This is a genomic window from Aurantiacibacter arachoides, from assembly GCF_009827335.1.
In the GTDB taxonomy this organism is placed as follows: domain Bacteria; phylum Pseudomonadota; class Alphaproteobacteria; order Sphingomonadales; family Sphingomonadaceae; genus Alteraurantiacibacter; species Alteraurantiacibacter arachoides.
Genome location: NZ_WTYH01000001.1, coordinates 196,323 through 217,352, shown reverse-complemented (window position 1 = coordinate 217,352; position 21,030 = coordinate 196,323). Strand labels below are relative to the sequence as shown.

Here is a 21,030-nt window from a genome sequence, read left to right as displayed (position 1 = left end):
GCACCCCTGCGGCATACCGCGAGTCAAGGCCGTATATTTTTTTTAAATCGATATCCCCTACTTGCTCGGCTCGGCCAGACGGTCATAACGGCTGCAGATCGCCGAGCGGGAGCGAAGCGGTCGTCCACAAGTAGGAGCTACATCTGCCACCTCCGGCGCCCACCAAGGGTTCCGGAAGCGGGAGCCGTGCGCTTGCCCGAAGGGGATGCCGTTCGCGGTCGCTTGGGGGGGAGTATCGGGTGGAACGGGGTCGACAATGATTAGGATGACACCGCATGGCGGTCGTCCGGCTACGGCCGGGCGCGAGGCGATAGAGGATTGCATGGAAGATCAGGAAGCAGTGGATCTGGCGGCAGACTGGGCCGACATCAGCCAGGGGCTGCGCAAGGATCTTGGTCACCAGCTCTTCACCCAGTGGATCAAGCCGATCCAGCTGGGCAAGATGTGCAACGAAACCGGCACGCTGGAACTGTTCCTGCCGACCGAGTTTTCCGCCAACTGGGTGCAGGACCGCTATCACGACCGGCTGTCGCTGGCGTGGAAGATCGCCCGGGGCGAAGTGCGCCAAGTGAAGATCGCCGTGCATCCCGGTCGTCGCAAGATCGCCGATTTCGACCTGCGCGGCCACCAGGGCTTCGGCCAGCGCGCTGCCAACGATTCGGCCATGGCCATGGAATCGATCGGCGACGATGGCTTCACCTCGTCCGTCGGCCTTGACCCCAGCCAGACCTTTGCCGCCTTCGTGACCGGCAGCACCAACGTGCTCGCCAAGAACGCCGCCGAACGCATGAGCAAGGCGGAAAAGCCGCAGTTCAGCCCGCTCTACCTCAAGGCCGCCACCGGCCAGGGCAAGACGCACCTGATGCACGCCATCGGCCATTCCTACCTACAGGCGCATCCGCGTGCGCGCATTTTCTACTGCAGCGCCGAACGCTTCATGGTGGAATTCGTCCAGGCGCTGAAATCCAACGAGATGATGGAGTTCAAATCGCGCCTGCGCGGGTTCGACCTGCTGCTGGTGGACGACATCCAGTTCATCATCGGCAAGGCCAGCGCGCAGGAAGAACTGCTCTACACGATCGACGCGCTGCTGGCCGAGGGCAAGCGGCTGGTGTTTGCCGCGGATCGCGCCCCACAGGCGCTCGACGGGGTGGAACCGCGCCTTCTCAGCCGCCTGTCGATGGGTCTGGTCGCCGACATCCAGTCCGCTGACATCGAGCTGCGCCGCCTGATCCTGGAAAGCAAGCTCACCCGCTTTGCACCGCTGGAAGTGCCCGCGGACGTCATCGAATTTCTCGCGCGCACCATCAATCGCAACGTGCGTGAGCTGGTGGGCGGGCTCAACAAGCTGATCGCCTATGCCCAGCTTACCGGGCAGGAAGTGTCGCTGCAGCTTGCCGAGGAGCAGCTGACCGACATCCTCAGCGCCAATCGCCGGCGCATAACGATCGACGAGATCCAGCGCACGGTCTGCCAGTTCTACCGGATCGACCGGTCGGAAATGTCATCAAAGCGCCGCGCCCGCGCCGTCGTGCGCCCGCGCCAGGTGGCGATGTATCTTGCCAAGGTGCTCACCCCGCGCAGCTATCCGGAAATCGGCCGGAAGTTCGGGGGCCGCGATCACTCGACGGTCATCCACGCGGTGCGCCTGATCGAGGACCTGCGCCAGCGCGACGCCGACATGGATGGCGACGTGCGCAGCCTGCTCCGCCAGCTCGAAAGCTAGGCTGCGGGCAGCGCCGCACCCTCGCAGACGCGGGCGGGTCCGGGCGCTTACCGCTGCCTATCGACAGGGGGTCCACAGGCTGCCAACAGCCTTCTGCACATGGACGATCCACCGCATCCGCTGACTGACGAGCGCCTCGACCGCTTTGCGCGGCACATCGTCTTGCCCGAGATCGGCGGCGCGGGGCAGGTAAGGCTGGCACGAAGCCGCATCGCCATCATCGGCCTGGGCGGGATCGGCGCGCCGGTGGTGCAATACCTCGCGGGCGCGGGGGTGGGCCGGTTCGCGCTGGTCGATGACGGCGCGGTCGAGGTATCGAACCTGCAACGCCAGACGATCTATGCCGCGCGAGACGTGGGCCACGGCAAGGCGGTCTCCGCGCGCCGCTGGCTGGCCAATTTCGACAATGCGCTGGCGGTCGACATTTCGGATACCCGGATCGGTCCGGGCAATGCCGCTTCGCTGGTCGAAGGGGCGGACCTGGTGATCGACGGAACGGACAATTTCGCCACCCGGCTCGCCGTGTCCGACGCCTGCGTTGCGGCCAGGGTGCCGCTGCTCTCCGCCGCCGTCGGGCGCTTCCAGGGGCAGGTCGGCGCCTTCGCCGGCCATAATGCCGATCAGCCGTGCTACCGCTGCTTCGTCGGCGATGCCTTCGATGCCGACGATTGCGACACCTGTGCCGAAGACGGGGTGCTTGGCGCAATGGTTGGCTGGGTCGGAACGCTTGCCGCCATGCAGGCGGTGCGGATCATCGTCGCCCCGCAGATGGGCGATCCCCAATGGGGCATGCTGCACCTGGTGGACGGACTGAAACCCGGCATGCGCACCTTGCGCATCGCCCCCGATCCACGGTGTTCGGCTTGCGCCTGAATGGCGAGGGTGGCGCCAAGGCAACACCTCGCGCTTCAGCGTTAATGCGCCGGGAACCGGGCCCCTCCCCCAGCGCTTTGTCTTTTACACTTGAGCAGGAAAATTTGGAATGCGGGCGTTGATTGTCGAGGACGAGCTGCTCACCGCGCTTCACCTCGAATCCGAATTGCAATCGCTGGCCGTGCAATCGGTGGGTATCGCCTGCGATCAGACGGAGGCGATGGCGCTTGCCTCAACCCCGGTCGATCTGGCCTTCGTAGACGTCAATCTGCGCGACGGGCCCACCGGCCCCGCGATTGCCGCAGCCCTCGTCGCGCTCGGTGTCGAGGTTTTCTACATCACCGCCAACCCGTCGCAGATTCCCGAGGCCTGCCGGACACTGGGGCAGATCATGCCCAAGCCGTTTTCCGGTGCCGATCTGATGGAAGCGGTGCAACGGGTCCGTTCGCGCCAACTGCACTGATCCGCGTACCGACGGCGGGTCCTGCCGTTATGCAGGTCTGCCCTGGGCCCGATGAAGGTGGGCCTGACGCACGCGGATGGTCACACCGAGCCCGCCGGGGTTCCAGTTGCGTTGCAGCTCACCGCCCAGCTGGCGGTTGACGCTGAGATCGGCGAGTTGCGTTCCGAAACCGATATGCTCCGGCACGGTTGCGATCGCCGGTCCGCCGGTCTCGTTCCACGCAACCACCACGTCCTCACCTTCATGGCGCACCACGATGTCGACGCGTCCGGCGTCGACCGATAGCGAGCCGTATTTCGCTGCATTCGTCGCCAGTTCATGGACCACCAGCGCCATGGGCGTTGCGCCCTTGTCGTCGATGTCCACGTGATCGCCATCTAAGGTGATCCGGTCACCGGCAGCGTTCTGGTAGGGCACCATGATCTCGGCGATCAGCCCTTGGAGATCGCCGCTGTGCGCGCTCGATGCGGAGATTTCGCTGTGCGGACGGGCAAAGTCGTGCGCCCGGCCCAGCGCCGCGATGCGGCCCGTCAGCTCGCCCATTACCGGCCGCAGTTCCGGCTTGTCGCGAGCGGTAAGGTTGAGCAGCCCGCCGATGACGGCAAAGATGTTCTTGATCCGGTGGCTCAGCTCGCGGTTCAGCAGCTCGCCCTGCTCGGCATGCTGCTTGGCCTCGTGGATCTCGGTGCAGGTGCCGATCCAGCGCACGATCTCGCCCGCCTCGTCACGCGCCGGCAACGCACGCCCGAGGACCCAGCGATAGGCGCCATCGTGGCGGCGCAGGCGGTATTCGACCTCGTAGAGTTCGCCCGTTGCCAGGCTCCGGTTCCACCGCTCCCAGGCGCGGGCCTGGTCGTCGGGGTGGAACATGGCGGCCCACTCCTCGCCGTCGGTGGACCCTTTGGGCATGCCGGTGAAGCGATACCACTGGGCATTGTAGTAATCGTGGAACCCGTCGGGCCGGGTTGTCCAGACCATCTGCGGCATGGCGTTGGTGAGGACTGCGTACTTGGCCTCGCTCACCTCCAGCGCGCGTTCGGCCTTCTTCTGATCGGTGATCTCGGTATTGGTGCCGAACCAGCGCACGACCGTGCCCTGCCGATTGCGCACAGGAACAATGCGGGTCAGGAACGGGCGATATTTGCCGTCCGCGCCGCGCAGGGGAAAGGTCATCTCGAACGGTTCGCCGGTGGCGATGCTGGCCGTCCAGTTCTCCATCACCTGCGGCAGCACCTCGGCATCGTGGACCGACTGCCAGCCCCAGCCTTCCATCTCTTCAGGCGTCGTGCCGCAGTAATCGTGCCAGCGCTTGTTGTACCATGCGATGTAGCCATCGCTGAGGGCGATCCAGCACAGCGACGGCAACAGGTCGGCAAAGTCGCGCCACTGATCGAGCGAGCCTTCTTCAAATGTCTGGGGCAGTTCGGCGGGACGCGTCCATTGCCAGTATTGCGAAGCGTGCATGCGTGGGTGGACCTCGGTTCCTTTGCACCCGGACTATAGCGTGGCCCGCGCCAAGTGCCAGCGACGACGGAAGGCTTATCCGGTTTCGCGAGGGTCTAGCAAGTCGTCCACCCAGGCCGGGACCAGTTCGCTGGCCGGGCCGAGACGCGTTTCATCGAACATCGCGCTGCCCAGGCTTCGTTCGAGATTGAGTTCGAGCGTGCGCGCACCTGCGCGGCTGGCTTCCTGGACGAACCCCGCCGCCGGATAGACCGCGCCGCTGGTGCCGATCGAGACGAACAGGTCGCACGCCGCGATGGCGGCAAAGATGCGCTCCATCGCGTAAGGCATCTCCCCGAACCACACGATGTCGGGGCGCAAGGCAGCTGCGCCGCACGATGGGCAAGGCGGTCCATCGCGCAGCGTGCCTTCCCAGCGGACGCGGGCCCCGCACGCCGTGCACCATGCCGAAAGTCCTTCGCCGTGCATGTGCAGCACCCGGCGGGCGCCGCCGCGTTCGTGAAGGTCGTCGATGTTTTGGGTGACGATCAGGAGGTCGCCGTGCTCGCCCTTGGCCCACTCTTGGTCCAGCCGTCCTAGCGCCTCATGCGCGGCATTGGGGCGGGCAGCGCGAATATCGGTGCGGCGCTGATCGTAGAAGCGCTGGACCAGGTCAGGATCGCGGGCGAAACCTTCGGGCGTGGCGACCTGTTCGATCGGGTGATCTTCCCACAATCCATCGTCGGCACGAAAGGTGCGCAGTCCGCTTTCGGCAGAAATTCCGGCCCCGGTGAGGATCACGATGTTGCGCACGGCATTCAGGGCTTGCATGAAGCGCGCATACGATTGGAGCGGGAATGACACAATCTGTAGCACAATCTGTAGCGCGCATGGGCATCATCGGCAGCGATGGCCGGATGGGGCAGGCGATCGCCGCGCTGCTCGATGAAGGCGAGCATACCTGCGCCGGCGGCGTCGGCCGGACGCATGATCCGGCGGACCTGGCCGGCCATGCCGACGTGCTGGTCGACTTTTCCGCTCCCGATGCCTTGGCCGACAACCTCGCCGCGGCGCGGGGTGCGGGCATTCCTATCCTGATCGGCACCACCGGCCTGTCGCCAGATCACCACGCCGCCATCGACGAAGCGGCGCGCACCATTCCCGTGTTGCAGACCGGTAATACGTCGCTTGGCGTGACCCTGCTAGCGCACCTTGTGCGTGAGGCGGCGGCGCGGCTCGGCCCGGATTGGGATATCGAGGTGCTGGAAATGCACCACCGGATGAAGGTCGATGCGCCGTCCGGCACCGCGCTGCTGCTGGGGGAGGCTGCCGCGGCAGGCCGGAATATCGCGCTTGCCGACGCCACGGAGAGCGGGCGCGACGGCCACACCGGCCGCCGGGCGCCGGGTGCCATCGGCTTTGCCGCTTTGCGCGGTGGCACGGTGCCGGGCGAACACTCGGTCATCTTTGCCGGCGAGGACGAGCGGCTGACCTTCTCGCACTCGGCCCAAAGCCGCGCCATCTTCGCGCGCGGCGCGATCCGCGCTGCCGCCTGGCTGATCGGCAAGGCGCCGGGCCGCTATACCATGACTGACGTGCTGGGGCTGTAAGCGTGCTGGATGCCGCTGGATTTCGCTGGCGCGAGGACGGCGGCGGGCAGGCCACGGCAGCCCGGTGCCTCGCCTTCCTGTCAGACGTCGGCATTCCCACCGTGCCGCTGCCATCGGGCGCGGCTTCGCAGGCGATCAACGGGCTGGCCATCCTTGGCGGCGCGCTGGCGATCGATCCCGAGAGCACGATCTGGCCTGGCGATCTGCTGCACGAAGCGGGCCATATCGCCATCGTCACCGCCGACCGGCGCGCAACGATGGACGAGGTGGCGATGAGCCGGGACGAGGAGCTTATGGCGATCGCCTGGTCCTACGCAGCCAGCCGGGTTTGCGGGGTCGAACTGCGCCAGTTATTCCATACCGACGGTTACAAGGGTCGCAGCGAGTTTGCGGCGAGCTGCTATGCCGTGGGTTATTTCGTCGGCGCGGACTTGCTGGCGCAGGCCGGCATGGCGCACCTCGACCTCGCCAGCGCTCTGGCGGCGGGTGAACCGACCTATCCTGTCATGTTGCGATGGCTGCGCTGAAGCAAGTCGGGCCAACCGGCGGCCGCGCGGCGCGCCGGGGGCTTGCGGCGTTTGGCCTGGCACGCCATCCGCTGCGGGCATGACCCGCGACCAGATCTTCGAATTCTTCCGCCGACTGGCCGAAGCCAATCCGGCCCCTGAAACGGAGCTGGCCTATGGCAATGCCTACCAGCTGGTGGTGGCCGTGGCGCTGTCAGCCCAGGCGACGGACGTGGGCGTCAACAAGGCCACCCGCGCGCTGTTCGCCAAGGTGGAAACACCGGCGCAGATGCTCGATTTGGGTGAGGCTGGGCTGATCGACCACATCAAGACCATCGGCCTGTTCAATGCCAAGGCGAAGAACGTGATCGCGCTCAGCCGGTTGCTGGTCGACGAATACGGCGGCGAGGTGCCCGGCACCCGCGAGGACCTGGTGCGCCTGCCAGGCGTGGGCCGCAAGACCGCCAACGTGGTGCTGAATTGCTGGTTCGGGCAGGAAACCTTTGCCGTCGACACCCACATCCTGCGCGTCGGCAACCGCACCGGACTTGCCAAGGGCAAGACGCCGGAACAGGTCGAGGCCAAGCTGGAAAGGCGCGTCCCCGCCCCCTTCCGCCTTGGCGCGCACCACTGGCTGATCCTGCACGGCCGCTACGTGTGCAAGGCGCGCACGCCCGAATGCTGGCGCTGCCCGGTGGTGGACCTGTGCAGCTATCGCAAGAAGGTGCTCGCCCCGCCGAAGGGGCGCAAGGCGGCCGCCTAGCTGAAGGCGCAGCGCGCGGTGGAGGTGGTGACCACGGCAAGCGCCTCAAGATCGTTCCATTCCCGCGCGTGGGCGATAAGCCGCCCGGCGGTCAGCTGTCGCCCCTCCGCCTTCACGCCCCTGGCGAAACGCTGAATCCCGCGGATCTGGGAAATGGAGAGATCGTCCGCCCAGATATCGCCCATGCAGGTCGCCATGCCGCTCGGCACGCCCACCTCGATCAGCGAATCCTCGACCCGCTCGCTGACCACTGTCTGGCAACCGCCGATGGCCAGGGCGATCGCGCAGAGGGTGATGAAATAGATGCCGGCTTTCATCGCGATTCTCCTGCAAGCCCGATGGGCTCTGACTGTGTGTCTGCAACCCGCTCCTCGGCGAGTTCGGGCGACAGGGCGGAAATGGTCTGCGCGGCAACAAGATCCCCTACGACGTTCAATGTCGTGCGGCACATGTCGAGGAAGCGGTCGACCCCAAGGATCAGGCCGATGCCCGCCGGATCCACGCCCACGCCTACCAAGATCAGCGCGATCACCGGCAGCGATCCCCCGGGCACGCCCGCGGTGCCGATACCGGCAAGGATGCAGATCAGCATCACGAAGGCCTGGTCCATCAGCGTCAGCTCGATGCCGAAGAACTGCGCGAGGAACAGCACCGTCACGCCTTCGAACATCGCCGTGCCGTTCTGGTTGGCGGTGGCACCGATGGTCAGCACGAAGCGGGCGATGCGGCGCGGCAGGTTGAGCTCGGTATCGGCCACGCGCAGCGCGGTGGGCAGGGTGGCGTTGGAACTGGCGGTGGAGAAGGCCATCAGGCTCGCCTCCCGCGTCTGCTTGAAGAACGCGACCGGGCTTTTCTTCGCCACGAATTTCAGGATCAGCGGGAACACCCCGAACATCTGGACGGCCAGCGCCAGCAGCACCACGGCCACGAAGGCGGCCAGCTTGCCCAGCAGATCCCAGCCGAACTGCGCGGTCAGGTTGAACATGAAACAGAAGATGGCGATCGGCGCCAGCTGGATGACGAAGCCGATCAGCTTCATCGCCACTTCGAACACGCCCTCGATCGCGTCTTTCAGCACTGCCGTTCGGCGCGACTGCACCAGCAGCAGGCCAATGCCGAAGAACAGGGCGAAGAACATCACCGCCAGGATGTCGTTCGCGCTCATTGCGGCGATGATGTTGTTGGGGACGATGGCGATGATCTGGTTGACCCCCGCCTCGCTCGCCGCGCTGGCCTCCACGATGCCGCTGGCACCTTCCGCGCCTTGCTCCAGCAGTTCGGCGGCGGCGGCGGGATCGATCCCGTCGCCTGGGCGGATCAGGTTCACCAGCAGCAGCGAAATCGCCACCGCGATCGAGGAGACGATAACGGTGTAGCCCAGCGTCTTCAGCCCGACGCGGCCCAGCGAGCGGACTTCGCCCATCTCGGCGATCCCCACCACCAGCGCGCTGAACAGCAACGGGATCACCAGCATGAACAGCAACCGCAGGAAAATCTGCCCGATCGGCCCCGTCACATAGGTCACCAGCCATTCCACCCAGCCCGCGTCCTGCGCGAAGGTGTAGGCCAACAAGCCGCCCGCCAGCCCCAGCACGAACCCGGCCAGGATGCGCTTCTGCAGCCGGGAATGGTCTACTGGCGTGGCCTCGGCGGCCATTTCGGCGGCATCCTGCGTTGTCATGGTCGCGTCCCCTCAATCATTTGTCGCGGCCTATCAGCCGCCGCCCATGGCCGCAATCGGGTCGGGCACCGGCTGCGCGTCGCGACCCCGGCAAGGGTCGGCAGCGGCGGCCATGGTCAGCCTGCGCCAAGCGCGGCGTGCGCGATGCGGGTATAGATACGGGCCAGCGTTTCCAGATCATCCAGCGCCACCGCTTCGTCGGTCTTGTGCATGGTCGCATTGACGAGGCCGAACTCGATCACCGGGGCAAGGTCCTTCAGGAACCGGGCATCGCTGGTGCCCCCGGTGGTGGACAGTTCGGGCACGACGCCGGTCTCGGTCTCGATCGCCTCCGCCATCATGGCGGAATAGGCACCGGGCGGCGTCAGGAAGCTTTCGCCCGAGATGACCGGGCGCGCGGTGCCGCCGTGCTTCGCGGCGACCCTGCCTACGCGCTCGGCAAGCCCGGCGCCCGTGTGCAGGTCGTTGAAACGGATCGACAGGCGCGCGCTCGCCCTGCCCGGGATCACGTTGTGCGCCTGGTTGGGCACGTCGATCTCGGTAATCTCCAGGTTGCTCGGCTGGAACCACGCGCTGCCGTCGTCGAGGTGCAGCGCATCCAGTTCGGCCAGGATCGCCACCAGCCGGGGCAGCGGATTGTCGGCCAGGTGCGGGTAGGCGACGTGGCCCTGGCTGCCCACCACGTCGATCCAGATGTTGACCGATCCGCGCCGCCCGATCTTCATCATGTCGCCCAGCCGGTTCACGCTGGTCGGCTCGCCAACCAGGATGAAGTCGGGAATGTCGCCCCGCGCGCGCATCAGATCGATCAGCGCGCGCGTGCCATGCAGCGCCGGGCCTTCCTCGTCGCCGGTGATGACGAAGCTCAGCGTGCCGGCATCGGCCGGAATGCCTGCCACCGCCGCCGCCATGCAGGCCACCGCGCCCTTCATGTCCACCGCCCCGCGCCCGTAGAGCAGGTCGCCGCGGACCTCTGGCGCAAAGGCATCGGTCGACCACCCCTCGCCCGGCGGCACGACATCGAGGTGACCGGCAAAGGCGAAATGCCGAGACCCTTCCGGTCCGCGGCGCACGGCAAACAGGTTCTCCACCGGCTCGTCATCGCTGCCCGGCGCGCCTTCGCCCGCCACGAAGCGGTGGACGGCGAACCCCAGCGGGGCGAGAATGGCCTCCAGCACGGCGAACACCTCCCCGCGCGCAGGCGTGATGCTGGCGGCGGCCATCAGGCGCTTGGCGAAGTCTACGGCTTGGCTCATCGTGTGCCAGCTAGCAGGAGAGCGCGCCGATGCCCAAGCTCGATATCGAGGCCATCCCCCAATCGAACGCCACCGGCTATCCCGAACCGTTCGCAAGGCCCGTGGAAGGGCGCTGGTGGCGCCGGCTGGCTCCGGCGGGCGGGCTGACTGCGATGGGCGCCAGTCACGTGGTGCTGAAGCCTGGCGCCTGGTCCTCGCAGCGGCCCTGGCATGCGGACGAGGACGAACTGCTCGTGATGCTGTCCGGGGAAGCCGTGCTGGTGGAGGATGCCGGGCGCACCCTCCTGCGCGCCGGTGACGTCTGCGCCTGGCCCATGGCGGCTGAGAACGGGCACCATCTGATGAACGAGAGCAGCGCGGACTGCAGCTTCGTCGCCATCAGCGCCGGCAATGCAAAGGGCAGTGGCAGCTACCCCGATATCGACATGCAATGGGGCCCGCACGGGTATACACACAAGGACGGCACGCCCTATTGAGGCGCGCGCGGCTCAGGCTGTCTCGCCCACCTCGAATTGCGAGATCGTCCATTCCTCGGCCAGCGCGCCCGCGACCCATTGCTGCATCCAGTCGTGTTCCCAGATCGCCTGCATGTAGGTCTGGGCGAAACCCGGCACGCCGATCCCGTAGGTGACGAACCGGCACACGATCGGGGCGTAGAAGATGTCCGCCGCGCTGAATGTGCCGAACAGATAGGGCCCGCCCTTGCCGAAGCGCGCCCTCGCCTCGGCCCACAGCCCGAGGATGCGCACGATGTCCGCCCGCGTTGCATCCTCCAGCTCCACCGCCACCCGCGCGCGGATGTTCATCGGGCAGTTGCGCCGAAGCGCGATGAACGACGAGTGCATTTCTGCCACCATGGCCCGGGCCATGCCGCGGGCCTCGTCGGTCTTGGGCCAGTAGCGGTCTCGCCCGACCTTGTCGGCCAGGTATTCCAGCATCGCCAGACTGTCCCACACCACCGTATCGCCATCCCACAGAACGGGAACCTTGCCAGCGGAGGGCTGGAATTCATCCTGCTCCTGCCTGATAGTCTGCCAGTCGTCGCCGTCGATATGGACGGTCAGTTCATCGAACGAGAGCCCGCTCTGCTTGGCGGCCAGCCAGCCGCGCAGCGACCAGCTGGAATAGTTCTTGTTGCCGATAATCAGCTTCATGGATGTGTCTGTCCCTGTTGTCGCGGGTGGGTAAAGGTTGCGGCTAGGCGTGTCGAGCATGAACGGGGATGGCCGCCCAGTGCTCGCCAGTCGCCCGCAAGTCGCTCGTCGATGGGACGAATCATCCTTCCTATTTGTTAACCATCGTGTGCCAGACGGTTCTCTCGCTTCCACGAAACGCGATAACAAAAGGCAAGCCCTTGGTCGAAACCGACCTCAAACTCCCCGGCAGAGGTTTGCGGTTTGCGCGAACCCGCCACGCTATCATGGCTGGCGGGATTGCCTTTCTGCTGTCGCTGCTGACGGTGTTCGAGCCTGTCGACCAGATGATCTGGATCACCCAGTCACGCGCCAGCCAGACGGCCGCCTCGGGCGATATCGTCTATGTCGGTGCGCGGGATAACATCGCCGATCCCCGCTATCCCGAGCGGCGTAGCGAACTGGCCCGGTTGATCGGGCACATCGATCGCGCCGGCGCGAGGGCGATCTACATCGATGCGGTTTTCAGCCGTCCCTCATTGCCTGCTGACGATGCCGCATTGAACGAAGCCTTGCGCACGGCTGATGCGCAAACCTTTCTGGTCGCCAAGATGTCAACCGGCCTCGACGGGGCGGAGAAGCTTGATCGCAGCGTCGGCGCCATAGCCGCCGGCGTGCCCGAGGTGGGGACCGAATCGAAACAGAACTTCCTTGGCTACGTGTGGTCGCAGGCCTTTACCGTCTCCGATGGCGGCGTCACCCTGCCCAGCACAAGTGCCTCCATCGCCGGATTGACCGGCAGCCCCGGGGCACAGTTCCCGATCAGCTACAGCTTCGATCTCGCCTCGATACCGTCCTACGAATTCGACCAGATCGATTCCGATAGCGATCGCGCGCTGGCCGACCTTGCCGGCAAGACCGTGGTCATCGGCGATTTCGTGCAGGGCGGTGGCGCCAACATCCCCGGGCAGATCGCCATGCCCTGGTCCTACGTCGATATATTCGCGGCCGAAACGCTGAAGGCGGGACGCACCCGGCTGATCTACCCCTTGATGTCACTCGCAGTGGTCCTGGTCGCACTGGTCGGGGCAACCCTGCTGGTTGGGCGCCGTCGTCGTGTCCTGGCCTATGTCGGCATCGTCGTCTTGGCCATTCCAATGGCCCTCGCCATTGCCGCGCAGATGGGCATCCGCGTTCACGGTGCCGATGCCCTGGCCCTGCTTGCGATCTTTGGCCTGTTCCGCCTGCGTGCCCGCTGGGTCGCGAAATTTCAGCTCGTCGATGCCGATACCGGTCTGCCCACGCTCGCCGTGCTCGAAGCTGACAAGGACGTGGCGGACACCGTCCCCGCGATCGTCGTCGCCCGCATTCACCGGTTCGAGGAAGTGCGCCGCTCGCTTCCGCGCGAACTGCACGCGCAATACCTGCTGCGGATCACCAGCCGACTGAAGGCCGCCACGCAGGGTGCGCGCATCTATCTGGGCCAGGGGCACCTGATGGTCTGGACGCTGGCGGAAAAGGACCCCGCCCTGCTGCGCGAACATCTGGAAGGTCTGCGCGCGCTGTTTTCCTCTCCTCTGATGGTGGACGACCACCAGGTCGACGTCGGCATTACCTTCGGTGTCGACATCAGCCCCAGCCCCAACGTCGCGCGCCGCGTCGCGTCGGCCGTGGCCATCGCCGAAACCACCAACGAAACCTACGAACCCATCGCCATTGCCGACACCGCGTCGGAAGAGGACCTGATCTGGAACATCTCGCTGCAGGCGCGCATCGATGCGGCGCTGGCGAATGGCGAGATCTACCTCGCCTACCAGCCCAAGATCCTGATCCAGTCGGGCGAGATCGTGGGTGTCGAGGCACTGGTGCGCTGGAACGATCCGCAGCGGGGCCAGATTCCGCCGGACAACTTCATCCGCCAGTGCGAAACTGCCGGGCGGATGAGCCAGCTGACCCGCTACGTGCTCGACCAGGCCTGCCGCGCCGGTAATGCGTTCGACCTGGCTGGGCTGAGCATCCCGGTGGCGGTGAACATCTCGGCCACCCTGGTGCACGAACGGCACATCGTCGACATGGTCGCCGACGTGCTCGACAAGACCGGGTTCGAGCCGCGCCACCTGACCCTGGAGATCACCGAGACCTACCGCATTTCCAATCTCGACCAGGCCGCCGAGGTGCTGGGCGAACTCGCGCGGCTGGGCTGCAAGATCTCGATGGACGATTTCGGCGTCGGAGCCGCCAGCCTGGAAGCGCTGCTGCGCCTGCCGTTCAACGAGTTGAAGATCGACCGCGCGTTCATCTCGCAGATGCTGGTCAACCCCAAGGCCGAGGCCATCGTGAAGTCCATCCTGGACATGGGGCGAAGCATGCGAATCGTCGTGATCGCTGAGGGGGTAGAGGATGCCGGAACGTTAACGAAACTGCGCGAAGCGGGATGCATCGTGGCCCAGGGTTTCGGCCTTTCGCGGCCCGTCGATTACGAAAGAATCATCAAAAATCATGCGCTTGGGCGGGATGACCCCTTAAGGAACATGGTTTAAACTTTACAAACAAAACTGGTTAACGCACATCTGTCTCCGTCATAACAGGAGACTGATCATGGGTGGCAACAGCATTTGGGATTGGCTTTTCGGCACGAAGAGCTGCTAATCCGCACAAACGGAATTACGAGAAGGGCGCCAGCGGCGCCCTTTTTTGTTGTCGGTGGTGGGGAATGCCCGTCGGGCCGTTCGCGCAAGCAGTCAGGCGCGGACGTCGGCTAGAATGGCGGCGCGCAACGCGTCGATCCCCATGCCTTTCTCGGCACTGGTGAGGTGAATGTCGGGAAAGGCCGCAACGTGCTTGCGCGCCTCGGCCTCGACACCGGCCGCCACTGCTGCCAGTTCGCTCGCCTTCACCTTGTCGGCCTTGGTCAGCACCACGCGATAGCCCACGGCCGCTTCGTCGAGCATTGTCATCATCTCCCGGTCGCTGTCCTTCAGGCCGTGCCGGCTGTCGACCAGCACCATCGTGCGCTTGAGCGGGGCCCGGCCGCGCAGGAAGGTGCGGACCAGGCCGCGCCATTTCTCGACCACCTTCAGCGGCGCCTTAGCAAAGCCGTATCCCGGCATGTCGACCAGGCGGAACTGGGTGGGATCACCCACTTCGAAGAAATTGAGCTCTTGCGTGCGGCCCGGTGTGACCGAGGCGCGCGCGATCGACCGGCGCCCCGTCACCGCGTTGAGAAGCGAGCTCTTGCCCACGTTCGAGCGTCCGCAAAAGGCGATCTCGGGATAGTCGGGTTCGGGCAGAAACTTCAGTTGCGGGGCCGAGAGCAGGAATTCCACCCGTCCCGAGAACAACCGCCCCGCTTCCTCGGCCAGTTCGGCCTGCCGCTGCTCTTCCTCGGGCGTCATGCCTCGGCCTTTGCCCGTTCGGCTTCGCGCGCCTTGTCCTCTTTATCCTTCAGCATCTGCGCCTTCAGCTGCGGATTGCGTGAATAGAGGAACCACTGCTGCGCCAGCGTCAACAGGTTGGAGGTGATCCAGTAGATCAGCAGGCCCGCGGCAAAAGGCGCCATGACGAACATCATCAGCCACGGCATCAGCATGAAGATCTGCTGCTGCATCGGGTCCATCGCCGCCGGATTCAGCTTGAACTGCAGCCACATGGTGACGCCCAGCAGCACCGCGAGCACGCCGATGGCGAGGAAGCCTGGCGGGGTGAAGTCCAGCAGGCCGAACAGGTTGAGGATATGCGCCGGATCCTGCGCCGACAGGTCGCGGATGTAGAGGAACGGCTGGTGCCGCATCTCGATGGCGAGGCGCAGCACCTTGTACAGGGCGAAGAAGATGGGGATCTGCAGGAAGATCGGCAGGCAGCCCGCCAGCGGATTGACCTTTTCCTCCTTGTAGAGCTTGGCCATCTCCTGCTGCAATTGCTGGCGGTCGTCCTTGTGACGTTCCTGCAGCGCCTTCATCTTGGGCTGCACCGCGCGCATCTGCGCCATGCTGGTGAACTGCTTCTGCGCCACCGGGAACATCAGCGCGCGGATGATGAACGTCAGACAGATGATGGCGATGCCGAAGTTGCCGACAAGCCCGAACAGGAAGATCAGCAGCTGCCACATCGGCCACACGATCAGGCCGAACCAGCCCCAGTCGATGGCGCTGTTGAAGTTGGCGACGCCGGCGTTCTGGTAGTCCGACAGGACGGAGCTTTCCTTGGCCCCGGCGAACAACCGCGTGGTGCGCCCCACGGTCTCGCCCGCGGGCACGTTGACCGGGTCGTACAGCAGTTCCGCGCGGTAGTTCGAATCGCCCAGCGGACGGACCGACCCCACCGCGTTGGTGCCAGCGTCGTCGATCAGGGCGGACAGCCAGTAGATGTCGGTGAAGCCCACCCAGTCGGTGCCGTTACCGAAGCTGGCGCCGCGTTCCTCGGCGACCTCGTCGTAATCCCAGTCGAAGTTCACCCCGTCGCCGTTGGCGGCGATTGGGCCGGAATGGACGTTGAAGTTGCTCGGATCGGCGCTGAGGCTGGTGCGCGTGATGAAGCCGTAGGGCCTGAGCGCCACGGTGCCTGTCGCGCCGTTGTGCACCGCCTGGCTGACCGTCAGCATGTAATGATCGTCGATGGCGAAGCGCGTGACGAAGCGCTGGCCCTGGCCATTGTCCCAGGCCAGCGTCACGGGCGTCGACTGCGTCAGGCGATCGCCCTCGATTACCCGCCACACCGTGTTGGCGTCGGGCGTGGCGACCCCATCGCCGGCCCAGCCGAAGCGTGCATAGTGCTGCGCGGCGGTTCCGGCCGGTGCGAACAGGCGGATCGGGCCGCTGTCGGGATCCACGGTCTGGCGATGGGTCTTGAGATCGATGTCATCGATCCGCGCGCCAACCAGATTGATCGAGCCGAGGATTTCCGGCGCGTCGATCGGGACGCGCTGCCCGCCGGCGAGCGCGGTTTCCACGTCGACCAGTCCGGCCGGCGCCGCCGCGTCGGCCTGCGCCAGCGCGTCCTCGGCGCGCTCCAGCGGCACGTCCTCGGCACTGGCAGCTTCAGAGGGCGCCTCCACCTCGGGGTAGAACGTGCGCATTGCGAAGTCCCAGCCGAACAGCAGGAGGGCGCTCAGCAGCACCGCGAGAATCAGGTTACGATTGTTGTCCAAGGCAGGTCGGTCCGTCGATAATGTCGGGGGCGGCTACCGCGCTACGGCACCGGGTCGTGTCCGTGTGCCCCCCAGGGATGGCAGCGCAATACCCGTTTGAGTGCCAGCCATCCACCCCTCATTGCGCCATGTCGCTCAAGCGCCTCGATGGTGTAGGCGCTGCACGACGGCTGGAAGCGGCAGGAGGGCGGCAGCACGCGGCTGGGGCCAAGCTGCCAGCCGCGCGCGACGAGGATGAGCAGGCGCTTCATCGGCGTTTGCCGCCGCGCGGGCCACGCGGGCCGCGACGCGGGGGATCGCCCTTGCCGGCGGCCGCCCGCTCCAGCGCGATGCCCAGTTCTTCCGCCATGGCGGCGAACGCGCGCTCAACCCCGCCTTCGCGGCCGATCAGCACGTGGTCATGGTCGGGAAGGCCGCCCTCCGGCAGCGCCGCGCGCAGCAATGCGCGAATCCGCCGCTTCATGCGATTGCGCACCACCGCATTGCCGATCTTCTTGGTAACGGTGATGCCGTAGCGGATGCCCGCACCATCGTTGGGCCGCGTCAGCAGCACGAAGCCGGGCCGTGCCACGCGCAGGCCCCGATTCGCGGCAAGAAAATCGGCACGGCGGGTGAGGACGCAGATCATCACGCTCTTCCACACGCAACGAAAACGAGCCCCATGAAGGGGCTCGCAAGGCCAAGCGGCCACTCGCAGCGGGGCCAGCCTATCTGGCCGCCTGGCGAAGACGAAGCCGCAAAGGCGGCTTCGCAAGGCAGCTTACGCGCAGAGCTTGTTGCGGCCACGACGACGGCGGGCGCGCAAGATCTTGCGGCCACCCGGCGTCGCCTTACGAGCGAAAAAGCCGTGACGGCGAGCACGCACGAGGTTGCTCGGCTGGAAAGTGCGCTTCATGTCGAATACCTTGGACTAGTCGAATAAAAAGGGCCGCCGATACGGGCGGCCGCAATGGTCTGGCGGGCGCTTACGCAAAAGGCACTTTCAAGTCAACCGGGATGCAGGCCAGCATTGCCATGCCGGGCGCCTAGAGCGGCAGCGAAGCGTAGGCGAGCGAGGGAACGGGAGCAAGCGATGGCGACACCGCCGTCTCGCGGCCGTCCATCCAGCCCTGCATCTCGCGCCCGGTCAGCCACAACGCACCCTCGAACGGCACCGAATTGGTCATGGTATAGAACGCCCGCGCCTCTGCCGCGCCCATCCCCATCTCCATGTAGAAGTCGAGATAGCGGCGGTGTTCCAGGGCTTCCTCGGGAAAGTCCTGCGCCCCGCGCCCTCGCTCGTCCAGCCAGCCGTGAACGGCAAACTCGCTGCCCGCGTCGATCGTGCGCGAGACGCCGGCAAGGAACAGCTCGACCGCTCCCGAACGCACCGATCCCCCGGCGGGTGCCCGCGTGGCGATGCCGTGCGCGCGCACCATGCGGGCCAGCGCGAAGTTGGCGCGGTCATCGTGGGTGCCCGGCGCCTCGACGAAATCGAGCGTGGCGATGCCCGGATAGCGCGCCAGCAGGGCAACGAACTGGTCGGGTGAGCGCTCGTCGGTGACGTCCACGATCGCCACGGTCCGGTCGTCGATCACGCGAAACGGTCCGAAGGCAGCGAGCGCCGCGCGCTCAACGGCGGCGTGCTGTGCGGATACGTAACGCGCGGCGCCGACCTCGTCCCGCGCCGTTGCGGGTGCGGCGAAGACTGCGGCGAGCACGGGTGCGAAAAGAAGGGCGAAGCAACGCATCGCGTGGGCATGACAGCCCCGCCCTGCCCAAAGGCGAATACAAAGGGTTGAGGCCGGGTTAACGCAAGGTTCCCGCTCGACAGCCGGGGCTGACCCGCTATCACGCTGACCAAACAAGGGGATTTCTTTCGTGGTCGCACTGGTCGGGACGGTTGCCTACCTCGGGCTGGAGGCGCGGCGGGTCGAGGTGCAGTGCCACCTTGCCGCCGGGCTGCCCAAGTTCCTCGTCGTCGGGCTGCCCGACAAGGCGGTGGGCGAAAGCCGGGAACGGGTGCAGGCCGCGCTGTCCGCCATGGGCCTTTCCCTCCCGCCCAAGCGCATCACCGTGAACCTTTCCCCCGCCGACCTGCCCAAGGAAGGCTCGCATTACGACCTGCCAATCGCACTGGCGCTGCTTGCCGCGATGGGCGTGATCGATGCCGAGGCGACGGGCGAATGGCTGGCGGTGGGTGAGCTGGCACTCGACGGGCGGATCGTGGCATCGCCCGGCGTCCTGCTGGCAGCGCTCCATGCCAGCGAGAGCGGAATGGGCCTGATCTGTCCCGCCGCGCAGGGGCCCGAAGCGCGCTGGGCAAGCGACGTGAACATCTGCGCCGCTCCCGATCTCACCAGCCTGCTCAATCACCTGCGCGGCATCCAGCGGCTGCCCGAACCGGCGGCGGGCGAAGTGGAGGGGCCGGGCCACGGGCCGGACATGCGGCAAGTGAAGGGGCAGGAGGTCGCCAAGCGCGCGCTGGAGGTTGCCGCCGCCGGCGGTCACAACCTGCTGATGAACGGGCCGCCGGGCGCGGGCAAGTCGATGCTGGCAGCCTGCCTGCCGGGCATCCTCCCGCCGCTATCCCCGGCAGAGGCGCTGGAGGTGAGCATGGTCGCCAGCGTCGCGGGCCTGCTGGAAGGCGGACGGATCAGCCGCGCGCGCCCGTTCCGTGCACCGCATCATTCGGCCAGCATGGCGGCGCTGACAGGCGGCGGTCTGCGGGTGAAGCCGGGCGAGGTCAGCCTGGCGCATCTCGGCGTCCTGTTCCTGGACGAACTGCCCGAATTCCAGCGCGCCGTGCTCGATTCGCTGCGCCAGCCGCTGGAGACCGGCAAGGTCGACGTGGCGCGCGCCAACGCCCACGTTCAGTATCCTGCGCGGGTGCAACTGGTGGCCGCGATGAACCCGTGCCGCTGCGGGCACCTGGGCGATCCCGCGCTGGCCTGCAGCCGCGCCCCGCGCTGCGCCGCCGATTACCAGAGCAAGGTCTCCGGCCCCATGCTCGACCGCATCGACCTGCACGTGGAGGTCGAGGCCGTCAGCGCCGCCGACCTGCACCTGCCGCCGGCGGGCGAAGGCAGTGCGGAGGTCGCTGCGCGGGTGGCGGCGGCTCGCGCCCGGCAGACGGCGCGCGGCGTGCGCTCCAATGCCGAGCTCGACGGCGATACGCTCGAACGCCATGCCACGCCCGACGAGCCGGGGCGCAAGTTGTTGATGCAGGCGGCCGAGGCCATGCGCCTGTCGGCGCGCGGCTATGTGCGGATGCTGCGGGTGGCGCGCACCATTGCCGATCTCGCGGGTGCCGAGCAGGTCGGGCGGATCCATGTGGCCGAGGCGCTCAGTTACCGCCGACAGGCGCCGCGCGCCTGAGACGGTCCGGCCACGGGCAACCGCTTGGGTTTGGCTCGCCCCTCCCGCCGGTTCACCCTTACGGGTGCCTTCCAGAGGAAACCGCCATGACGCGAGCGCTGCCGGCAGACCAGCGCTTCCGCGGCCTGCCGGAATTGCGCTTCGGCCTGGTTGTCGGCACGCGCGGCGAGGTGCGCGCGTGCCTGCCGCTTCCCGCTGACGAGCGCCAACCCATCGTTGCGCAGGACCTCTGCCGTGCCCTTGTCGGGATCGCACGGTTCACGCCTGCGGCCGACGCCGCCGGGCAGCCGATCGACAGCGTTTTCGTGGCGCAATTTGCCGCGATCCGCCCAACGGTCGCCGCCGATTTCGCCGGCGTTCCGATACCCTGAGGGCCAAGAGCCTTTGACGGTAGGCAGCCTTGGAGTATCGGCCGTTTTCAGTCGCACACAAGGCCATCCCTGCCTCTCGCCGTGCGTGAAGGTTGCTCCCCTGTATGTTCGCCGTCGTTGCCCTTGCGCTTGCCCTGGCCATGGATGCCTTTGCCGTTTCGCTGGTGCGCGGCGCAGCGGCTGCGCGCAGCGTTCGGCGCGCGGTGGAAACGGGGATCGTGTTCGGCATCGTCCAGGGCGCAATGGCATGGCTGGGCTGGGCCCTGGGCATTGCCTTTGCCGGACTGATCGAGCGGGTCGACCACTGGATCGCCTTCGTCCTGCTCGCCATCATCGGTGCGCGGATGGTCTACCAGGGCATGGCCGATGGGGAAGAAGATGAGGCCGCGTCCGCGGGCAACGCCGCGCTGGGCGGAAGTTACGGCGCGCTGCTCCTCGCTGCCGTTGCCACGTCGATAGACGCGACGGCGGCGGGCCTTACGCTGGGCCTGTTCGATCCACCGATTCTCGTATCGTGCGCGATCATCGGGCTTGTCACCGCGGCCCTGTGCATCCCCGCCCACCTCTTCGCGGCACGCATCGGCAACCGGCTGGGTGGCAAGGCGGAGATTGTCGGCGGGATCGTGCTGATTGGCCTAGGCATCAATATTCTCGTAGCCCACACCGGCATCGTCCCTGCCGCGGGGTGATGATCGTCGGCGC

The 21,030-nt window shown here is 66.5% G+C and carries 23 protein-coding genes; 11 read left to right on the top strand and 12 right to left on the bottom strand.

What is annotated here, in order from left to right:
• The first annotated feature begins 265 nt into the window (after nucleotides 1-265).
• The 3 genes from dnaA to GRI62_RS01115 all read left to right on the top strand — a co-directional run bounded on the left by dnaA (nucleotide 266) and on the right by GRI62_RS01115 (nucleotide 3,062).
• Nucleotides 266-1,726, top strand: coding sequence for a chromosomal replication initiator protein DnaA (dnaA, locus tag GRI62_RS01125; protein WP_188669378.1), 1,461 nt, complete (start codon nucleotides 266-268; stop codon nucleotides 1,724-1,726).
• A 99-nt stretch (nucleotides 1,727-1,825) separates the two neighbouring features.
• Complete coding sequence (locus GRI62_RS01120) at nucleotides 1,826-2,599, top strand: HesA/MoeB/ThiF family protein (RefSeq protein ID WP_188669349.1); 774 nt, start codon at nucleotides 1,826-1,828, stop codon at nucleotides 2,597-2,599.
• A 109-nt stretch (nucleotides 2,600-2,708) separates the two neighbouring features.
• Nucleotides 2,709-3,062 carry a response regulator gene (locus GRI62_RS01115; RefSeq protein ID WP_131451587.1) on the top strand — a complete coding sequence of 118 codons (354 nt, stop codon included), beginning with the start codon at nucleotides 2,709-2,711 and terminating at the stop codon, nucleotides 3,060-3,062.
• 27 nt (nucleotides 3,063-3,089) lie between these two features.
• Here GRI62_RS01115 and GRI62_RS01110 read toward each other — a convergent pair whose 3' ends face one another.
• Both GRI62_RS01110 and GRI62_RS01105 read right to left on the bottom strand, forming a co-directional pair.
• On the bottom strand, nucleotides 3,090-4,526 hold the full coding sequence (locus tag GRI62_RS01110; protein ID WP_131451586.1) for a sensor histidine kinase: 1,437 nt from the start codon (nucleotides 4,524-4,526) through the stop codon (nucleotides 3,090-3,092).
• 75 nt (nucleotides 4,527-4,601) lie between these two features.
• On the bottom strand, nucleotides 4,602-5,327 hold the full coding sequence (locus tag GRI62_RS01105) for an NAD-dependent deacylase (RefSeq protein WP_131453698.1): 726 nt from the start codon (nucleotides 5,325-5,327) through the stop codon (nucleotides 4,602-4,604).
• A 35-nt stretch (nucleotides 5,328-5,362) separates the two neighbouring features.
• Between GRI62_RS01105 and dapB the strand changes: the two genes are divergently transcribed.
• The 3 genes from dapB to nth all read left to right on the top strand — a co-directional run bounded on the left by dapB (nucleotide 5,363) and on the right by nth (nucleotide 7,384).
• Complete coding sequence (dapB, locus tag GRI62_RS01100; RefSeq protein ID WP_131451585.1) at nucleotides 5,363-6,115, top strand: 4-hydroxy-tetrahydrodipicolinate reductase; 753 nt, start codon at nucleotides 5,363-5,365, stop codon at nucleotides 6,113-6,115.
• A 2-nt stretch (nucleotides 6,116-6,117) separates the two neighbouring features.
• Nucleotides 6,118-6,642 (top strand): hypothetical protein, encoded by a 525-nt coding sequence (locus GRI62_RS01095; RefSeq protein WP_131451584.1) that lies wholly within the window; start codon nucleotides 6,118-6,120, stop codon nucleotides 6,640-6,642.
• Nucleotides 6,643-6,721: 79 nt separating this feature from the next.
• Nucleotides 6,722-7,384: an endonuclease III gene (nth, locus tag GRI62_RS01090; protein WP_131451583.1), complete on the top strand. Its 663-nt coding sequence runs from the start codon at nucleotides 6,722-6,724 to the stop codon at nucleotides 7,382-7,384.
• Here nth and GRI62_RS01085 read toward each other — a convergent pair.
• The 3 genes from GRI62_RS01085 to dapE all read right to left on the bottom strand — a co-directional run bounded on the left by GRI62_RS01085 (nucleotide 7,381) and on the right by dapE (nucleotide 10,321).
• A complete protein-coding gene (locus GRI62_RS01085) occupies nucleotides 7,381-7,701 on the bottom strand; it encodes a hypothetical protein (RefSeq protein WP_131451582.1) in 321 nt (106 codons plus the stop codon). The genes nth and GRI62_RS01085 overlap by 4 nt on opposite strands.
• Nucleotides 7,698-9,065, bottom strand: a complete 1,368-nt coding sequence (locus tag GRI62_RS01080) for a dicarboxylate/amino acid:cation symporter (RefSeq protein WP_234027329.1) — start codon at nucleotides 9,063-9,065, stop codon at nucleotides 7,698-7,700. The genes GRI62_RS01085 and GRI62_RS01080 overlap by 4 nt, the downstream gene beginning before the upstream one ends.
• A gap of 116 nt (nucleotides 9,066-9,181) precedes the next feature.
• Entirely contained in the window at nucleotides 9,182-10,321 is a 1,140-nt protein-coding gene (dapE, locus tag GRI62_RS01075; protein ID WP_131451581.1) for a succinyl-diaminopimelate desuccinylase, read from the bottom strand.
• Nucleotides 10,322-10,350: 29 nt separating this feature from the next.
• Between dapE and GRI62_RS01070 the strand changes: the two genes are divergently transcribed.
• On the top strand, nucleotides 10,351-10,797 hold the full coding sequence (locus GRI62_RS01070) for a cupin domain-containing protein (RefSeq protein ID WP_131451580.1): 447 nt from the start codon (nucleotides 10,351-10,353) through the stop codon (nucleotides 10,795-10,797).
• A 12-nt stretch (nucleotides 10,798-10,809) separates the two neighbouring features.
• Here GRI62_RS01070 and GRI62_RS01065 read toward each other — a convergent pair whose 3' ends face one another.
• A complete protein-coding gene (locus GRI62_RS01065; protein WP_131451579.1) occupies nucleotides 10,810-11,475 on the bottom strand; it encodes a glutathione S-transferase family protein in 666 nt (221 codons plus the stop codon).
• 266 nt (nucleotides 11,476-11,741) lie between these two features.
• On the opposite strand from GRI62_RS01065, the gene GRI62_RS01060 reads away from it, so the two are divergent.
• On the top strand, nucleotides 11,742-13,994 hold the full coding sequence (locus tag GRI62_RS01060) for an EAL domain-containing protein (protein ID WP_160731778.1): 2,253 nt from the start codon (nucleotides 11,742-11,744) through the stop codon (nucleotides 13,992-13,994).
• 201 nt (nucleotides 13,995-14,195) lie between these two features.
• Here GRI62_RS01060 and yihA read toward each other — a convergent pair whose 3' ends face one another.
• The 6 genes from yihA to GRI62_RS01030 form a co-directional block, all read right to left on the bottom strand.
• Nucleotides 14,196-14,849, bottom strand: coding sequence for a ribosome biogenesis GTP-binding protein YihA/YsxC (yihA, locus tag GRI62_RS01055; RefSeq protein WP_131451577.1), 654 nt, complete (start codon nucleotides 14,847-14,849; stop codon nucleotides 14,196-14,198).
• Nucleotides 14,846-16,600 (bottom strand): membrane protein insertase YidC, encoded by a 1,755-nt coding sequence (gene yidC, locus GRI62_RS01050; protein ID WP_131451576.1) that lies wholly within the window; start codon nucleotides 16,598-16,600, stop codon nucleotides 14,846-14,848. The genes yihA and yidC overlap by 4 nt, the downstream gene beginning before the upstream one ends.
• Nucleotides 16,601-16,641: 41 nt before the next feature.
• Nucleotides 16,642-16,851 (bottom strand): membrane protein insertion efficiency factor YidD, encoded by a 210-nt coding sequence (gene yidD / locus GRI62_RS01045; RefSeq protein ID WP_131451575.1) that lies wholly within the window; start codon nucleotides 16,849-16,851, stop codon nucleotides 16,642-16,644.
• Nucleotides 16,848-17,228 (bottom strand): ribonuclease P protein component, encoded by a 381-nt coding sequence (gene rnpA / locus GRI62_RS01040; RefSeq protein ID WP_131451574.1) that lies wholly within the window; start codon nucleotides 17,226-17,228, stop codon nucleotides 16,848-16,850. Before rnpA ends, yidD begins: the two co-directional genes overlap by 4 nt.
• A 132-nt stretch (nucleotides 17,229-17,360) precedes the next feature.
• A complete protein-coding gene (rpmH, locus tag GRI62_RS01035; protein ID WP_131451573.1) occupies nucleotides 17,361-17,495 on the bottom strand; it encodes a 50S ribosomal protein L34 in 135 nt (44 codons plus the stop codon).
• A 130-nt stretch (nucleotides 17,496-17,625) separates the two neighbouring features.
• Complete coding sequence (locus GRI62_RS01030) at nucleotides 17,626-18,300, bottom strand: alpha/beta hydrolase (RefSeq protein WP_188669350.1); 675 nt, start codon at nucleotides 18,298-18,300, stop codon at nucleotides 17,626-17,628.
• Between the two features lie 160 nt (nucleotides 18,301-18,460).
• Between GRI62_RS01030 and GRI62_RS01025 the strand changes: the two genes are divergently transcribed.
• The 3 genes from GRI62_RS01025 (at nucleotide 18,461) to GRI62_RS01015 (ending at nucleotide 21,017) form a co-directional block, all read left to right on the top strand.
• Nucleotides 18,461-19,957: a YifB family Mg chelatase-like AAA ATPase gene (locus GRI62_RS01025; RefSeq protein WP_131451571.1), complete on the top strand. Its 1,497-nt coding sequence runs from the start codon at nucleotides 18,461-18,463 to the stop codon at nucleotides 19,955-19,957.
• Between the two features lie 86 nt (nucleotides 19,958-20,043).
• Nucleotides 20,044-20,328: a hypothetical protein gene (locus GRI62_RS01020; RefSeq protein ID WP_131451570.1), complete on the top strand. Its 285-nt coding sequence runs from the start codon at nucleotides 20,044-20,046 to the stop codon at nucleotides 20,326-20,328.
• A 104-nt stretch (nucleotides 20,329-20,432) separates the two neighbouring features.
• A complete protein-coding gene (locus GRI62_RS01015) occupies nucleotides 20,433-21,017 on the top strand; it encodes a manganese efflux pump MntP (RefSeq protein WP_131451569.1) in 585 nt (194 codons plus the stop codon).
• Nucleotides 21,018-21,030: the final 13 nt, after the last annotated feature.

What these genes read in the sequence shown, in the direction of transcription:
- dnaA (WP_188669378.1), top strand. Translation starts at nt 266, where the DNA reads ATGACACCGCATGGCGGTCGTCCGGCTACGGCCGGGCGCGAGGCGATA.
- GRI62_RS01120 (WP_188669349.1), top strand. Translation starts at nt 1,826, where the DNA reads ATGGACGATCCACCGCATCCGCTGACTGACGAGCGCCTCGACCGCTTT.
- GRI62_RS01115 (WP_131451587.1), top strand. Translation starts at nt 2,709, where the DNA reads ATGCGGGCGTTGATTGTCGAGGACGAGCTGCTCACCGCGCTTCACCTC.
- GRI62_RS01110 (WP_131451586.1), bottom strand. Translation starts at nt 4,526, where the DNA reads ATGCACGCTTCGCAATACTGGCAATGGACGCGTCCCGCCGAACTGCCC.
- dapB (WP_131451585.1), top strand. Translation starts at nt 5,363, where the DNA reads ATGACACAATCTGTAGCACAATCTGTAGCGCGCATGGGCATCATCGGC.
- nth (WP_131451583.1), top strand. Translation starts at nt 6,722, where the DNA reads ATGACCCGCGACCAGATCTTCGAATTCTTCCGCCGACTGGCCGAAGCC.
- GRI62_RS01085 (WP_131451582.1), bottom strand. Translation starts at nt 7,701, where the DNA reads ATGAAAGCCGGCATCTATTTCATCACCCTCTGCGCGATCGCCCTGGCC.
- GRI62_RS01080 (WP_234027329.1), bottom strand. Translation starts at nt 9,065, where the DNA reads ATGACAACGCAGGATGCCGCCGAAATGGCCGCCGAGGCCACGCCAGTA.
- dapE (WP_131451581.1), bottom strand. Translation starts at nt 10,321, where the DNA reads ATGAGCCAAGCCGTAGACTTCGCCAAGCGCCTGATGGCCGCCGCCAGC.
- GRI62_RS01070 (WP_131451580.1), top strand. Translation starts at nt 10,351, where the DNA reads ATGCCCAAGCTCGATATCGAGGCCATCCCCCAATCGAACGCCACCGGC.
- GRI62_RS01065 (WP_131451579.1), bottom strand. Translation starts at nt 11,475, where the DNA reads ATGAAGCTGATTATCGGCAACAAGAACTATTCCAGCTGGTCGCTGCGC.
- GRI62_RS01060 (WP_160731778.1), top strand. Translation starts at nt 11,742, where the DNA reads ATGGCTGGCGGGATTGCCTTTCTGCTGTCGCTGCTGACGGTGTTCGAG.
- yihA (WP_131451577.1), bottom strand. Translation starts at nt 14,849, where the DNA reads ATGACGCCCGAGGAAGAGCAGCGGCAGGCCGAACTGGCCGAGGAAGCG.
- yidD (WP_131451575.1), bottom strand. Translation starts at nt 16,851, where the DNA reads ATGAAGCGCCTGCTCATCCTCGTCGCGCGCGGCTGGCAGCTTGGCCCC.
- rnpA (WP_131451574.1), bottom strand. Translation starts at nt 17,228, where the DNA reads ATGATCTGCGTCCTCACCCGCCGTGCCGATTTTCTTGCCGCGAATCGG.
- rpmH (WP_131451573.1), bottom strand. Translation starts at nt 17,495, where the DNA reads ATGAAGCGCACTTTCCAGCCGAGCAACCTCGTGCGTGCTCGCCGTCAC.
- GRI62_RS01020 (WP_131451570.1), top strand. Translation starts at nt 20,044, where the DNA reads ATGACGCGAGCGCTGCCGGCAGACCAGCGCTTCCGCGGCCTGCCGGAA.
- GRI62_RS01015 (WP_131451569.1), top strand. Translation starts at nt 20,433, where the DNA reads ATGTTCGCCGTCGTTGCCCTTGCGCTTGCCCTGGCCATGGATGCCTTT.